We start from the raw sequence: 14,136 nt of genomic DNA on the forward strand, positions 1-14,136 counted from the left end.
ATCTCTGTCTGAAAATAGACGATGTCTTATAGATTGTATGTAGGTTGGTATAGGTTGAACTTATGGAGGTTTTACTGAATGTTTATAGTTTTTAGAAATATAAGTATCCTCTCCCAATGGGAGAAGGAATGGTTATTCATATACAATAACAATGTTTTAAAATAGCGTATTACGCTATCATTAGAGTGTCACTCTATTTTTCACTTTTAAAGCTCCATCCTTTGAAAATGCAAGGGAAAGAGAGATATATAAAGAATTGGCGATTTCGATACACTTTCGCGATAAGTGTATTGAAATTACCTTATGTTTAGTGTATACTCTCTACAAAAATCTACTGCTGATGTGTAGCATAGCCTTTCCACTTTGCAATACAAGCGGTCATATCTTCTGGGATAGGTGCTTCAAAACGCATCAATTCTCCAGTAGTAGGATGTACAAAACCTAAAGTTTTTGCGTGTAATGCTTGACGTGGTAAGATTTTAAAACAATTATCTACAAACTGTTTGTATTTAGAAAAAGAAGTTCCTTTTAGGATTGCATTTCCGCCATATCGCTCATCATTAAATAACGTATGGCCAATGTACTTCATGTGTACTCTAATCTGATGCGTACGTCCTGTTTCTAGTTTGCATGCTACAAGCGTTACATACCCTAAACGTTCTAACACTTTATAATGCGTGACAGCATGCTTTCCAAGACCTGCTTCATCATCTTTATATACCGTGTTTTGTAATCTGTTTTTAGGGTGACGACCTATATTTCCTTCGATGGTACCTTCATCTTCTTCTACATTTCCCCATACGATAGCAACATATTCACGCTCTGTAGACTTATCAAAAAACTGTTTAGACAGATGTGTCATCGCATGCTCTGTCTTTGCAATCACGAGAAGTCCACTAGTATCTTTATCAATACGATGTACAAGACCCGGACGATCACTGCTATTATTCGGTAAATTTTCAAAATGATAAATCAGCGCATTGATCAACGTACCTGAATAATTTCCATGTCCAGGATGTACAACCATACCAGCGGCTTTATTAACAACCAATACCGCATCATCTTCATACACAATATCTATAGGAAGATCTTGAGGAGTCAATAGATACTCATACGGCGGATGTTCAAAAAGCACACGTACTACATCATTTCCTTTTACTTTATAATTTTGCTTAACAACCTTTCCATTTACCTGTATGCTTCCGCTTTTGGCTGCTTTCTGGATTTTATTACGCGTCGCATTCTCTACAAAATTCATTAAGAATTTGTCCACACGTAATGGTTCTTGCCCTTCACTCGCCGTAAAACTATAATGCTCATATAGTTCGTCATCTTGTGGTTCAGGTCCTATAGGACTAGTTTCCTCCATCAGTATCGTTGTTTTGAGAGTCACTCTCATTTACACTTGATCTGTAGGAACCTTTTCCATTTCCTAAAACAAGATCTATCGTGGCTGTTTTTTCAAGCTTATCTCCTGGTTGAAGACGCTTTCCTTTATGATACATTTCTCGTAATTCATTTTCACCGATATAATCTACAAAGGTGATTTTTCCTATTTTGAATCCAAGAGACTTTAGCGTAGGCTCTGCTTGTCTACGTGTTTTACTAATTACATTAGGAATCGTGATCTTACGATATCCCGACGGATTTAATACTAGATAAATCTGTCTGTTTTCCTTTACAAATTTACCTGCTGCAGGACTCTGTTCTATAACAGAATACTTCGGGTAATTAGGATTGAAGTTAGCACTATCCATAATATAATAACGTAGCTCAGCATTGCTTAACTCTTGCTCTACTACATTAAGTGTCATTCCTTTTAAATCAGGCACAGCAATACGTTGATCATGATTTGTGGTACTTCCTAACCACCACTTTACAAGAAAGATAAAAACAATAAGAATCAATATTGCAAGACCTAGTTGTTTTAGAAAAGTCTTACTAAATAGAAAACGAAATAAGTTCATAGGGTCATCTGGTTAGTTCAGCAAAGATATAAAATTGACTGCCTTTTAATAGCCCTCTTCATATCTAGTATTTTTGATATTCATTATGACAACGTAAATAACTGAATTTTCTTTTAACACATCTCTATAAATTATACTATTTTTAAGTTATAATTTTACACTTATTTAAAACAGCAGTAATTCTTTTTTTATGTTGAAAAATGTTGCCGTCCTCATGGGAGGTTATAGCAGTGAGTACGAGATCTCTATCCAGAGCGGAACCACCGTAATGAATGCATTAGATGCCCAAAAATACACACCTTATGCCATACATATCTTAAAAGACAAGTGGATTTGTATGTATGAAGGAGAAGAGTTTTATATGGATATGGGCGAGTTTAGCGTACTACTCCCTTTCGGGAAAGTCTATTTTGATGTATGCTACAATACCATTCATGGTACACCAGGCGAAGATGGAGAGATACAAGCCTACCTTAAAATCATGGGGATCCCTCAGACTAGCTGTGATTTTTATCAAAGTGCGCTTACATTTAATAAAAGAGATACCTTAAGTGTCTTACGTCCGTACGGGATTGACATGGCACAATCTGTATATATCAATAAAGGGGATGTGGTGGATTCCGCTTTCGCGAAAGCTATAGAAGAACGCATCCAATTTCCTTGTTTTGTAAAACCTAACCGAGCAGGATCGAGCTTCGGGATTAGCAAAATATATAACAAAAAAGGACTTGCACCTGCACTCGAAAAAGCATTCGCCGAAGATGATGAAGTTCTCATAGAGTCTTTCTTAAGTGGCACCGAAGTTTCCGTAGGTGTATGTACCTATCAAGGAAAAACCAAAGTACTACCCGTTTGCGAAATCGTATCAGAAAACGACTTTTTTGATTATCAAGCAAAGTATGAAGGCAAATCTCAAGAAATTGTACCCGCACGTTTAAGTGATAATCAAACCGATGCCGTACAATCCTTAACAGGGGCTATTTATGAGGTCATGAAACTCAAAGGCATTTGTAGAATAGATTTTATTTTCCACAACGGAAAACCACACTTTGTAGAAGTCAATTCTAACCCAGGACTCTCTCCAGAAAGTATTATCCCCAGACAAGCCAAAGCCGCAGGTATTTCTTTGACAGATTTATTAGGAGAAGCGATTGAGGCGGCGATGGGGTAAAAGAAAAGTGATGAGTAAAAACGCCATATCCATACTATTAGCAATTGTTTTAACGGTAGTTGGGTATATACTCTATAGATACTTTTTTATTTTTTCATTACATCAACTGGATGAATTAAAGTCGCCAATTTCTATGCATAGGCTTAGCGGTTTATTTAGAACCCGCATACTATTCTCATTAGTTATTGGGAGTATTCCTTTGCTATATCTAGCTGTAAATAAATTTGCAAAACTAAAATCACTACCCCAAAAATTAGCTGTTGTGGGTATGATTATGAGTTTAGGTGTTTTGTTTTGGCAACTAAGAATAGTGTACTTAAGTAAGGTCGTATCACGTTTATTAGGAACCAAACCTACAGGAGTTTTAGATGTTTCTATAAGTTTTCAAGTCTTGCAATTAGAAGTTTTTTTGCTGATTGGATTTATATGGGGTGCACTCATTAGTGTGTTGATTTTTAGATCAAAAAATAAGTAGTCTTAGATTTTTCTTTATAAAAGTCTTCTCTTCTAAGAAGTAAGGGATAGGAAAGGTGTTTTTGAATACTAATCCCAAAGCCTTTACTTCCAGTCTTAAGTCCTAAGTCTTACGTCCTAAAGCGAAACGATCCTACATCTTTTAAACAAACCCCGTATAACTACGCGATTTCTTCAAAAAGATTTTCCATAATTTTAAGGTCATAACAACCTAAAACCAAACCTCCCATGAAAGGCACTCTTTTTCAGTTGGTAGACGAAGTCACGCCTGCCAACTTAAAACAAGCCATGCAACAAGCAATCGAAATTGAGATTGCGACCATCCCCGTATATTTATATACCTATTACTCTATTACTAGAGTACCCGATCAAGCAACAGTTCTTAAACAAATTCTTGATGATTTTAAACGCATAGATACTAACGGTCATTCAGAAGAAGAATTACAAGAAGCTGCTGAGAAACTCGCATTAGATATCATGGTGTTTGCTAATAAAGCAGGAGCATTAATCATGAGCGTAGCGGTAGAAGAGATGCTACATATGTCTTTATCTTCCAATATCAAAAATGCCCTAAAGCATCATGGAGGATTACCAGAACTGGTAGGAAAAACACCTAAAGAATGGCCTGCCTATTTGCCAGGACATCAGCCGCCATTTCCAATCAATAGAGCGAAGCTTACGTTAGATCAATTATACACATTTTTGCTGATTGAAAGTCCGTTGCCTGTAGTGCCAAATCAAAACTTAAGAGCACAAGCCATTACGTATGACACCATTGGTGATTATTATAAAAAGATAGAAGACTGTATGCGAGATCATCTTACCGATGATGATTTTAATCCAGACGCACCTCAGCTTATTAATAGTGAGTACTACGCACAAAACAATGTAGATACAGTGTATTATGATAAAGATCATCAACCAAAATTTAGCAATGAAGATGATAGTGGTGGTTTGATACACGTACGAGGTGTAGATTCAGCGATTAAAGCGATGGATGAAATTGTAGAGCAGGGTGAAGGTGCGACACGATTTGAACATGGACATAAAGAAGTAGGAGATCACTTGACTCCTGATGGAAAAGTAGTGTGCCCTATCGATTTTGATCCTTTATCTTATGATGATCCAAGTAAAGGCGAACTCTCTCACTTTGATAAATTCTTAGAGATTTATTGTACGATTACAAGAACCAATCATAGGCTAAATGATTTCTTAGGTACGCAAGATTTTGATTACTCAAAATACTTTATCACAGATCTTCCTACAAATACTGAAAATGCAACCTATCCAGAAACGATCCAGAAGATAAATACATTAACCAATGCTATTTATACATACATATTTGTAATGGCAGAAGGGTGTTATAAAAAAGCAGGACATACGCAATTTGAGATTTTTATGTTTGGTATTCATAAGTCTATGATTTGGCTGTTGAATGTACTCTCCGAATCTATGGCAACTATGGTGTATCGTGAAGGCACAGGTACCGATCTAAAACGCGTAGCTGTAACTTTTGAAGATTATGATTTTGCAATAAGTAACGACTCGCCTAAAGAGCAAATTTTATCTATGGCTAAAGAATTGATAGGAGTGGAGTATGAAGTAGAAAGTAATGGTGTAACTTCTAAATCTGTCATTGTCTCACAGGGTACTTATGATCGTATGAGCGATTTACCAGATGTAGCGTTATAAAACACATTCCTTTTTTTAAGAACCTATTTCACAAAAAGTAACTCATGGAAAATTTAAAAATAAAACTCAAAAACGAAACTAGTGTATCTAATGATAGTGATGGAAGTTATAAGCCTTCTGGAAAAACAGATATAAAAGTACCTTTAGAATTACACGCATGCATGGGATTAAATGCTTGTAAAGGTCACGATCGTTATGGCGATAATGACTGTGCAGGAGCAGGGTATTGTGCTACAGAAGTGCATGCTTGCCACACCCTAAATGATTGTCGCGGACAAGGAGGTTGTGGCTTGTATGGAGATACAGAAGAACAGTGTAAACCAGGAGCAAATGATTGCTCATGGCAAGGTAGCTGTGGTACACCCATACCTGCAGAGCGTTTTATTACACAAGGAAAAAACAAAGGGCGTAGTGTATGGCAACTAGCAAGAAAGCTATTTGAAGATCGCATGGATACTGCGAGGAGAAATGTAAAAGAAGCGCCTTTTGAATATGGTCCTCCTATTAAATGGTTGCAAGCTAATGGACGAGACGAATCTTGTGGGTATAGCGGTCATAAAAACTGTGCATTTATCGTCAACAAAGAAGATCGAATTGCTGCTCAGGAAAAGCATTCAAAAGAGTTTAGTAAAGAAAGTGCTCAACTACTTGATAATACGGTTGAGAATTGTGAATGCAGTGATAACGAATAAAATCGTATCTTAAAGAAGCATGCTTTTTATAAATAGGTGACTGGGTACGCTTTCGCGAAAGCGTATAAAGAATATTTAGAATTCGCATAAAAAAGCATTTTTATATAATAGCTTTTGCAATAATATGTCTGGTCGTACGCAGCCGAAAACTATAGAAGTAGCAATGAAACAGTCATATGCTTGAAGAGATTCTCAACTACGTGGGAATAAAATATACAGTATACCATTAGGGATATATACAATGAAGAAAAATGAATATAGTTCACAAGTAAAAGACCTTCCAAATTTAGGATTAGGTCTAGGATTACGTAGTGAACATTTTAATCATATTTTGGAAGAACTACCTCAAGTAGATTGGTTTGAAATTATTTCTGAAAATTTTATGGATTCAGGGGGACGGCCACGTTATGTACTAGATCAAATCGCTGCACATTATCCTGTAGTTATGCATGGTGTATCATTATCTATAGGAAGTACAGATCCTTTAAATTATGACTATTTAAAGCGTTTACGACAACTAGCAAAAGAGATCAATCCCAAATGGGTAAGTGATCATTTGTGTTGGACAGGCGTATTAGGAATGAATTCTCATGATTTATTACCAGTTGTCTTAAATGAAGAGAGCTTACGTCATATTATAGATCGTATCCGAAAGGTGCAAGATTATTTAGAACGCCCATTGGTGATTGAGAATCCAAGTACGTATTTGACGTTTAAAGATTCGACCATTCATGAATGGGATTTTTTGCGATATATGGCAGAAGAGACGGGTTGTGGTTTGTTGTTAGATGTTAATAATGTTTATGTGTCTGCGTTTAACAATGAGTTTGATCCAGTTACCTATATAGAAGAATTACCTCACGATCGGATTGTACAAATGCATTTGGCGGGTCATCAACACAATGGTAATCATATTGTAGATACCCATGATAGAGAAGTAGTTGATGAGGTTTGGGAATTGTTTCGACTGGCATGGCAAAAAACAAAGGGTGTTTCGACCTTATTAGAATGGGATGGAAATATCCCATCTTTTGATGTGTGTCATCAAGAATTACTAAAAGCAACACAGTATATGTCTGCTTTAGAACAGGAACACACACCTTCTACATCGATGGTGCAACGCGCAGATGGCGATGTGTCAAATCCTATCAATTTTATGGTGAATAGCGTGACGAAAGAGTTTATAAACTAATGTATATAGATAAAGGCAAACATAGTGACCTCACCTCTCAATTGCGAAATGTACAGTCTTGGATGCAACAGCAATTATTACATCCGTCTCGCGATGTAAGTATTGATGACCGAATCCATAGTACAAGTAAGCTTTCTGCAAGTGAGCATTTGGCTATTTACCAACGGAGTTATATTGCACGATTACGGGATTGTATGGAAAAGCAATTTCCTGCATTGGCCTATGCATTAGGAGGGGAGTTGTTTCAAAATTTTACTGATGTTTTTTTAAGTGAATATCCATCAGGCAGCTATACACTTACCAATTTGGGAAGGCATTTTTCTTTATTTCTTGAAGAGACACGTCCAGATCGAGAAGCTAGTCGGAAAGAATCATGGCCAGATTTTATGATTGAGTTGGCGCAATTTGAATATCAAATCAATAGCGCATTTGATGAACGTGTTTCTAAAGATTATCAACCATCTGTATCTCAAAATGATTCTGACTTAGTATTAACTCCTGTATTGTATTTGTTTCGAAATCGCTTTCCCATAAGTAGGTATTATAAGGCATACATTCAAGAACAAGAACCTACACTTCCTTTTGAAGAAGAGAGTTTTGCGGTTTTGATTCGTAAAGAATACAAACTTGGTCTTTTTGAACTCAATCCTGCGCAATATGTTTTCTTGTCATATGTAAAAGAACAGCAATCTGTCCCAAAAGCAAAGCGTCGGTTTTTAGAGGAATACTCATTTTCAAAAAAAGAATTTGAAAGCTTTTGGAACGTATGGAAAAGGAAATGGATTGAGGAAGGTTTTTTTGAATAATAGATTAAGAATGAGATTCCCTCCTTCAAGGGGATTTAAATGATTTTTCAATCAAAAAAAAGATAACTGTTTTAAATTACGATTGAGAAATGGATACTAAATATTTGTTTTAAATGGAGAGATATTAGTTGCTGTTTTTGGACTTCGAAAATTTGTCGTAAAATTTGAAGTGAAGATTCCGTGAAATTTCTGACTGTTTGAGTGTAGCGAGTTTCAGAAATTTAGGAATTGAACGATAAATTTAGACAAGGTTTCGTGAGCCTAGACTTTCCTGCCTGCTGGCAGGCAGGTTTGTTTCTCGTATGTTTCTTTGGAAAAATAAGCAGTAAGAATGAGAGAAATATTTTGTTTCAGGTAATCTTAAGATATACCGTAAAAAAGAAAAGAACTGTTCGTGACTTAATAACAAATGTAAGTTCTAAACATGGATTTTGCTGATAGAACAAGATAAATCTACCTACAGTCAAGAGGAAGTTTTATAGTACAATTGTGAATGAGCCCAGTAAACTTTATGGAATTGATTTTTATGAAGATAATCTCATTCCTAAAATTCGTACTTTTAGAGCATGAGAAGAGCAGTATTTCCAGGATCTTTTGATCCCATCACTATGGGACATTATGATATTATAGAACGTGGTGTCACATTATTTGATGAAGTGATCTTAGCCATAGGCGTGAATTCCGCAAAAAAATATATGTTTTCGCTAGAACAGCGTCTTAGATTTCTAGAAGAAACGTTTAAAGACGAACCTAAGATCAAAGTGATGAGCTATAAAGGGCTTACTGTCGATTTTTGTAAAGAACAAGACTCAGAGTTTATCTTAAGAGGACTTCGAAATCCGGGAGATTTTGAGTTTGAAAAAGCGATTGCACATACCAATAGAAAACTCTCTGGTATAGAAACGGTATTCTTACTGACCTCTTCAGGAAAGAGTTATATCTCATCGTCTATTGTACGCGATGTTATTCGAAATGGTGGAGATTGTTCAGATTTAGTGCCTGCTGTGGTACGACCATGTGCTAATGATGTTTGGGTAAAAGAACATCAAGGGAAGTAAAATAAAATAATCTTAGGTTATTGTTTCATGCCTTAGAATGATACTTTAATTGTGAGTGTGCAGTTGATGTATGGATACCTTCAAAAAAATAGGATGCAACCTGCTATCTTAAAAGATAGGTTGACAAAGATGCTTATACTATGTAGAGTGTACCAGGTATAATGCTTAGTAAAGAAAACGTTACATTATGAAAGGAATAAAAAGGACCTTAAAAGACTTGTTCATATTCTTTTTTTTAAAGCCTTCTAGTGCTCAAGATTGGCCAAATCTAAAACGCTATAAGGAAGAAAACGAAGTGTTGAAAATACCCAATAAAGATCGTATTGTATTTATAGGAGATTCCATCACAGAAGGTTGGTTGAGAGAACGACCAGAATTTTTTGAAAATAAACCATATGTAAATAGAGGTGTAGATGGCCAAACAACACCTCAAATACTATTGCGTTTTAGACAAGATGTTATTAATTTAAAACCTTCAGTAGTAGTTATACTAGCAGGAATAAATGATATAGCAGGAAATACAGGATTCTCAACAATTCAAATGATTGAAGATAACATTATATCTATGGAAGAATTGGCAAAAGCAAATAATATAAAAGTTATCTTATGTTCTGTGCTTCCAGCATATCACTTTTATTGGAGAAAAGGATTAAAGCCTGCTGAAAAAGTTATAGAACTGAATGCACGATTAAAAACGTATACTACTCAAAATAATTTAATTTATGTAGATTATTTTACTTCTATGGCAAACACATCTAATGGTTTGAAAGAAGAGCTTGGAAGAGATGGTATTCATCCAAATGTTGCTGGATATTTAATTATGGAACCTCTTATCGAAGAAGCTATTTCAAAAGCTTTAACTCAACACTAATTTGTATTGATTGAATAATCAAAAGCTATTGAAGAACTGCGACTTATTAAAAGTATATTTTTTTGTAGTAGTTCGTCATGTGCTAATGACTTTTAGGTAAAGGGACATCAAGGAGAGTGTATAATAAAAAATTAAATAGTAAAAAGCCTTGATGAATCGTATTTGTCAAGGCTTTTATACGTCTTAACTATTTTAGTGAGTTAAGTTCAATTTCTAATTGGTCAAGAGTAAATTCTTTAAACCCTGTAAGTGTATATGTTTTGTTATCTGTTGTAGATTCGCCGATTGCTAATGTTGGCTTCCCATTTGAATAACTTATTCCTATGATTCTTATTTCTTTTCCTTTAGGGATATTTTTGAAAGTAAGTGTTCCATTTTCTAAACTTCCATTCATAATGCTTTTGATGTCCTTAAAGATGATTTGTATTTTAGTGTCATTTGGGTAATCTGTATTTACAATAAAATCTGTTTTTTTAGCCTGATCTATATCCCAAAATCTATCACAATTTATCCATCCCATTTCAGTTGCAGCAAACATATAATATTGTAAAGCTTCTGAATCTAATTTTTGAATAGCATTATCTTTATATTTAGCATATTTCTCTCTGAATTTCTGTTTAAACCTTTTCCAGTTTATAGAACGTCGATTAGAAATACCTAATGAATAGGTCCAATTCGTTTTGATATCTTTTTTAAAATTAGTAACATCAAAAGGAGGTAGAGATTGAAATATTTCTCTTGCCATATTAATAGCTCCTTTCTCATAGATAATGCCAACATCTTTATTAGGCCTTAAATTAATTATCTCACCTTCTTTGTTGATATTAAAATCAAAATCTGTTCTCCAATTATTTTTATGAAATGTATAAGCTTTTATGCTATCAGTATTTTTAGAATTTTCAAGATACTCCACAACAGTTTCATCACTTCCTAAAAAGTTTACAAAGTCAAATGTGGCTGTTCTCAAAGAAACGAAGTATCCAAAATCATACAGGTCATCAGTCATTTCTATAGGATAATTCAATTCAATAATAGTGTCTACTCCATAGTCATTTACTGTATCAACTTCTTTAATTGAATTGTTTATAGCATTTGCCTCAAATAATTTATAATCTGGTATCCATGTATTTATACTATCATTGATTTGAATATCATAAAACAAATCCATTTCTTTTTTTGAGTTCTTTTTAGGAAACCCAATAACGATTGCTTTATCATTTTTGATATGAAGCTTTTTACCTTCCGATTCAGCATTAATGTATATCATGCCATTGGTTTCTAGAATTTGACCCTTTGAAGTGGTCTGTAGATTTTCAGAAATCATATCGGTAAGGCTAAAACATTCTTTTAGTTCTAAATTTATAGAACCAATAGGTTCTGTGCCATTTTCATATTGAAAAGCATATTCAGGAATATATATTGTGGTTCCTTCTGCTCCTTTTAAAAAAGATTCTTCACCTACTTTAATGGTGAAACTCTCCTCGATAGGGGATAGAAATGATATAATTTCTGAAATTGAATTAACAGGTGAGTTTTTTTCTTTTTTCTTTTGCTTTATATTACTATATATAAAACTATTCTCGCTTATAGACTCTTCAATATATTCATCTACAGGAACTACTTCATCATTTGTAAACACCAAATTATAAACCAATAATGCAAGACCTATAACTCCTAAACCAATCAATAAAGACTTGATCCATTTTGTTAGGAAATATCCTTTGCGAGCTGCTTGAATTTCTTGTTTTAACTTAACACGTTTTATACCACCTAGAAATGTTAAATGTTCTTCATACAGTGTCTTTAACTTAGAATCTGTTATTAGATGTAGTTCAAATAATCGTCTTTCATAACTGGATAAATTATTGTTTATATATTCATTAATGCGTTCTATGTCTTGTATGTACTTTTCCATGATGTTACGAACTAAGATTGAACCGTTTTGTAGTTGGCTTTAAAGATGTCTTTTGCTTTTTGTAAGCATTTATACTTCTGATTTTTTGCAATCTTTTCAGATTTAAATTGCATCATTTGTGCAATCACTTTAAAGGATAAGGCCCTCTGATAAAACAGTTGTAATAATTCTTGACATCGTTCTCCTAATTCGAGAAACGCTTTTTCAGCATATTGATATTTTTTCTCCTCTAATATGCTGTGGAATGTATCTACTTCCTCAGGTTGTAAGGAATGTAATTCTTGTTTGGTATATTGTTTTTGAGTATCCTTCCAGATAAAACGTGATACCGCATAGATATACGTGTAAAAAGAAGAAGTTAATTTAAAATCTGATTTTTCTAGATTTTTACTTACTATGATTAATGCTTCTTGAAATACATCTTGTGCATCATTTTTAGAACCACCTTTAGAAAGTACTAATTTTTCAATTCTGGGATAGAGACGATATAATTGTCGAAATGCTTTATCTCGCTGACCATTTTTAAAAAGCATCATTATTTTTTGATCACTCATAAAAGTATGTTTTACTTATTAATGGTCATTTTGTGAAAAGGTCTCCTCAATTTTATAAAATAATTTTTAATGAATAACGATATCACTACTCAAAATCAATAATTATTGGACTATGATCACTAAGGGCTGCCCAATCCTTATGATTACCTATATGTACGTTTTGTAATTTCTTAAGGAGGTCTTTGAAACAAAACAATAATCTAGATGATACGGGCGACCTAGTTGCTTATAGAGATAAAATGTAGGATCTTTTTCTTTGCCTTGTATTTGATTGTGAAAATAATGATACGTACTTTCTATAGTATGTTTAGAAAGATAAGCAACTACATTGGAATGATTGGATTCCCGATTTGGTTTATCCCAAAATGTATTGCTATTAAAATCACCGATGAGTAGCAAGTTATCTAATGATACTATTTCTGTATAATAGTTAATTGCATTCCAAATATGAATTCCATAATTGTCATTGGTTTCAGGTTTTTGCGCCCAAATAGCAAGAAGTGTATAAGTGATTTGCCCATTAGAAATTTGTAAGGGTACTACAAAGCGAAAATCTGTATTATGATCAGGAAGTGGTGATATCGCATACTCTCCATAGGTGAAAACGCCAAGCCCTTTGTGAGGATTATCTCCAAACCAAAAAGAGTCATTTGGTTTCTGTATTTCGTCTTTAAAGATAAGTTTATCAAGACATTCACATTCTTGAATAACCAAAATGTCAGGGTTTTCGAAAAGTATAGTCTGTGCTTTTTTTCGAAATGCCATATTACAATTCCATGTAATGATTTTCACTGTTATGGATTAAAACGGTCAATAAAGTCAGCAAAAGATTTTATAAAATGAGGTCGTGGTGTTTCCATGAATGCTGCGTGATCTCCTCCAGAAATGACAACCCAACTTTTGTCTTTTGTTTTTAATTGTGTAAAAAGTGTTGCTTGTTTATTTGTTGGGCCAATGGGGTCTTCGGCTCCTTGTAATACTAATACTGGCGTGTTGATAACCGTAGGATCAATCTGATTGTACTCATTCTGTTGTTTCCAGTCTACTCGAATTGGGTCTGCTTCTAGCGCCATTTTCACGTAAGTGTCTACAGCATTTTTACTAATAGATCCAGGGATGATAAAATCACTGGCAGCAGCTTTGGCAGTATTGACTCTTTTTTCTAACATAATATCAGTAGGATCTTCTGGAATTATGGTATTAATATCTAACCAAAAGCCAAATAAGGTCAAACTAGCAATATGCGTATCGTCTTTTTGAGTCGCTAGTAATGAAAGAGTAGACCCCATAGACCATCCAAATAAATGTACTTTTTGATTTTTATGTTGCGTAGAAATCCATTGTAATACAGTATTGATATCACGGGCTGCTTTGTTAGGTGTGTTCCATTCACTAGCATCTCTTGGTGTTGCTCCATATCCACGTAAATCGATCGCATATGTCGTATATCCTTGCTCGATCATTCCGTCCATTAAAGAAAGATCTTCGTCTTCTACTTGTAAGTCAAAATCTGGAACACCACTCCAAGTTCGCCCGTGTACAAAAAGAATAACACCTTTTGGTTTTGGTGCCTTTTTCTCCCATACAGCCATAGGATGCCCTTCAGAAATCACAGTGTGTTGTATAAGCGTATCTTTTAAGATCACTGTTTTTTCTGTGGCTGTTGTAGGTGTTATTTCTTTTTTACAAGCAATGCTAATCAAAGCACAGACGATAAGTGTGATTTTAAGAGTGGTTTTCATTA

Annotated in this window: 14 protein-coding genes; 8 read left to right on the forward strand and 6 right to left on the reverse strand. The window is 34.4% G+C overall.

What is annotated here, in order from left to right; genetic code table 11:
* Nucleotides 1-331 precede the first annotated feature (331 nt).
* Nucleotides 332-1,369, reverse strand: a complete 1,038-nt coding sequence (locus Q1A01_RS15865) for an RluA family pseudouridine synthase (RefSeq protein ID WP_299682974.1) — start codon at nucleotides 1,367-1,369, stop codon at nucleotides 332-334.
* Nucleotides 1,356-1,967: a PASTA domain-containing protein gene (locus Q1A01_RS15870; RefSeq protein WP_299682976.1), complete on the reverse strand. Its 612-nt coding sequence runs from the start codon at nucleotides 1,965-1,967 to the stop codon at nucleotides 1,356-1,358. Before Q1A01_RS15870 ends, Q1A01_RS15865 begins: the two co-directional genes overlap by 14 nt.
* A gap of 190 nt (nucleotides 1,968-2,157) precedes the next feature.
* Between Q1A01_RS15870 and Q1A01_RS15875 the strand changes: the two genes are divergently transcribed.
* The 8 genes from Q1A01_RS15875 (at nucleotide 2,158) to Q1A01_RS15910 (ending at nucleotide 9,923) form a co-directional block, all read left to right on the forward strand.
* Nucleotides 2,158-3,138 carry a D-alanine--D-alanine ligase gene (locus tag Q1A01_RS15875; protein WP_299682978.1) on the forward strand — a complete coding sequence of 327 codons (981 nt, stop codon included), beginning with the start codon at nucleotides 2,158-2,160 and terminating at the stop codon, nucleotides 3,136-3,138.
* Between the two features lie 10 nt (nucleotides 3,139-3,148).
* The gene (locus Q1A01_RS15880; protein WP_299682979.1) at nucleotides 3,149-3,613 is read left to right on the forward strand and encodes a hypothetical protein; all 465 of its coding nucleotides are present in this window, start codon (nucleotides 3,149-3,151) and stop codon (nucleotides 3,611-3,613) included.
* A gap of 227 nt (nucleotides 3,614-3,840) precedes the next feature.
* Nucleotides 3,841-5,304 (forward strand): ferritin-like domain-containing protein, encoded by a 1,464-nt coding sequence (locus Q1A01_RS15885; protein ID WP_299682981.1) that lies wholly within the window; start codon nucleotides 3,841-3,843, stop codon nucleotides 5,302-5,304.
* Between the two features lie 44 nt (nucleotides 5,305-5,348).
* Entirely contained in the window at nucleotides 5,349-5,996 is a 648-nt protein-coding gene (locus Q1A01_RS15890) for a hypothetical protein (protein ID WP_299682983.1), read from the forward strand.
* A 241-nt stretch (nucleotides 5,997-6,237) separates the two neighbouring features.
* Entirely contained in the window at nucleotides 6,238-7,188 is a 951-nt protein-coding gene (locus Q1A01_RS15895) for a DUF692 domain-containing protein (RefSeq protein WP_299682985.1), read from the forward strand.
* Nucleotides 7,188-7,994, forward strand: a complete 807-nt coding sequence (locus tag Q1A01_RS15900; RefSeq protein WP_299682987.1) for a DNA-binding domain-containing protein — start codon at nucleotides 7,188-7,190, stop codon at nucleotides 7,992-7,994. The genes Q1A01_RS15895 and Q1A01_RS15900 overlap by 1 nt, the downstream gene beginning before the upstream one ends.
* Before the next feature lie 566 nt (nucleotides 7,995-8,560).
* On the forward strand, nucleotides 8,561-9,052 hold the full coding sequence (coaD, locus tag Q1A01_RS15905; RefSeq protein ID WP_299682989.1) for a pantetheine-phosphate adenylyltransferase: 492 nt from the start codon (nucleotides 8,561-8,563) through the stop codon (nucleotides 9,050-9,052).
* 187 nt (nucleotides 9,053-9,239) lie between these two features.
* Nucleotides 9,240-9,923, forward strand: coding sequence for an SGNH/GDSL hydrolase family protein (locus Q1A01_RS15910; RefSeq protein ID WP_299682991.1), 684 nt, complete (start codon nucleotides 9,240-9,242; stop codon nucleotides 9,921-9,923).
* Nucleotides 9,924-10,110: 187 nt separating this feature from the next.
* On the opposite strand, the gene Q1A01_RS15915 is transcribed toward Q1A01_RS15910, so the two are convergent.
* From Q1A01_RS15915 to Q1A01_RS15930, 4 genes are all read right to left on the reverse strand, one after another.
* Nucleotides 10,111-11,838 carry a hypothetical protein gene (locus Q1A01_RS15915; RefSeq protein WP_299682993.1) on the reverse strand — a complete coding sequence of 576 codons (1,728 nt, stop codon included), beginning with the start codon at nucleotides 11,836-11,838 and terminating at the stop codon, nucleotides 10,111-10,113.
* Between the two features lie 11 nt (nucleotides 11,839-11,849).
* Nucleotides 11,850-12,392 (reverse strand): sigma-70 family RNA polymerase sigma factor, encoded by a 543-nt coding sequence (locus tag Q1A01_RS15920; RefSeq protein WP_299682995.1) that lies wholly within the window; start codon nucleotides 12,390-12,392, stop codon nucleotides 11,850-11,852.
* A 147-nt stretch (nucleotides 12,393-12,539) separates the two neighbouring features.
* A complete protein-coding gene (locus Q1A01_RS15925; RefSeq protein ID WP_299682997.1) occupies nucleotides 12,540-13,157 on the reverse strand; it encodes an endonuclease/exonuclease/phosphatase family protein in 618 nt (205 codons plus the stop codon).
* A gap of 29 nt (nucleotides 13,158-13,186) precedes the next feature.
* Entirely contained in the window at nucleotides 13,187-14,134 is a 948-nt protein-coding gene (locus Q1A01_RS15930) for an alpha/beta fold hydrolase (protein WP_299682999.1), read from the reverse strand.
* Nucleotides 14,135-14,136 lie beyond the last annotated feature (2 nt).

Source organism: uncultured Dokdonia sp. (assembly GCF_947492815.1).
Lineage (GTDB): Bacteria > Bacteroidota > Bacteroidia > Flavobacteriales > Flavobacteriaceae > Dokdonia.

Excerpts from the sequence above, each read along its gene's own strand:
- Q1A01_RS15865 (WP_299682974.1), bottom strand. The coding sequence starts at position 1,369 with ATGGAGGAAACTAGTCCTATAGGACCTGAACCACAAGATGACGAACTA.
- Q1A01_RS15870 (WP_299682976.1), bottom strand. The coding sequence starts at position 1,967 with ATGAACTTATTTCGTTTTCTATTTAGTAAGACTTTTCTAAAACAACTA.
- Q1A01_RS15875 (WP_299682978.1), top strand. The coding sequence starts at position 2,158 with ATGTTGAAAAATGTTGCCGTCCTCATGGGAGGTTATAGCAGTGAGTAC.
- Q1A01_RS15880 (WP_299682979.1), top strand. The coding sequence starts at position 3,149 with ATGAGTAAAAACGCCATATCCATACTATTAGCAATTGTTTTAACGGTA.
- Q1A01_RS15885 (WP_299682981.1), top strand. The coding sequence starts at position 3,841 with ATGAAAGGCACTCTTTTTCAGTTGGTAGACGAAGTCACGCCTGCCAAC.
- Q1A01_RS15890 (WP_299682983.1), top strand. The coding sequence starts at position 5,349 with ATGGAAAATTTAAAAATAAAACTCAAAAACGAAACTAGTGTATCTAAT.
- Q1A01_RS15895 (WP_299682985.1), top strand. The coding sequence starts at position 6,238 with ATGAAGAAAAATGAATATAGTTCACAAGTAAAAGACCTTCCAAATTTA.
- Q1A01_RS15900 (WP_299682987.1), top strand. The coding sequence starts at position 7,188 with ATGTATATAGATAAAGGCAAACATAGTGACCTCACCTCTCAATTGCGA.
- coaD (WP_299682989.1), top strand. The coding sequence starts at position 8,561 with ATGAGAAGAGCAGTATTTCCAGGATCTTTTGATCCCATCACTATGGGA.
- Q1A01_RS15910 (WP_299682991.1), top strand. The coding sequence starts at position 9,240 with ATGAAAGGAATAAAAAGGACCTTAAAAGACTTGTTCATATTCTTTTTT.
- Q1A01_RS15915 (WP_299682993.1), bottom strand. The coding sequence starts at position 11,838 with ATGGAAAAGTACATACAAGACATAGAACGCATTAATGAATATATAAAC.
- Q1A01_RS15920 (WP_299682995.1), bottom strand. The coding sequence starts at position 12,392 with ATGAGTGATCAAAAAATAATGATGCTTTTTAAAAATGGTCAGCGAGAT.
- Q1A01_RS15925 (WP_299682997.1), bottom strand. The coding sequence starts at position 13,157 with ATGGCATTTCGAAAAAAAGCACAGACTATACTTTTCGAAAACCCTGAC.
- Q1A01_RS15930 (WP_299682999.1), bottom strand. The coding sequence starts at position 14,134 with ATGAAAACCACTCTTAAAATCACACTTATCGTCTGTGCTTTGATTAGC.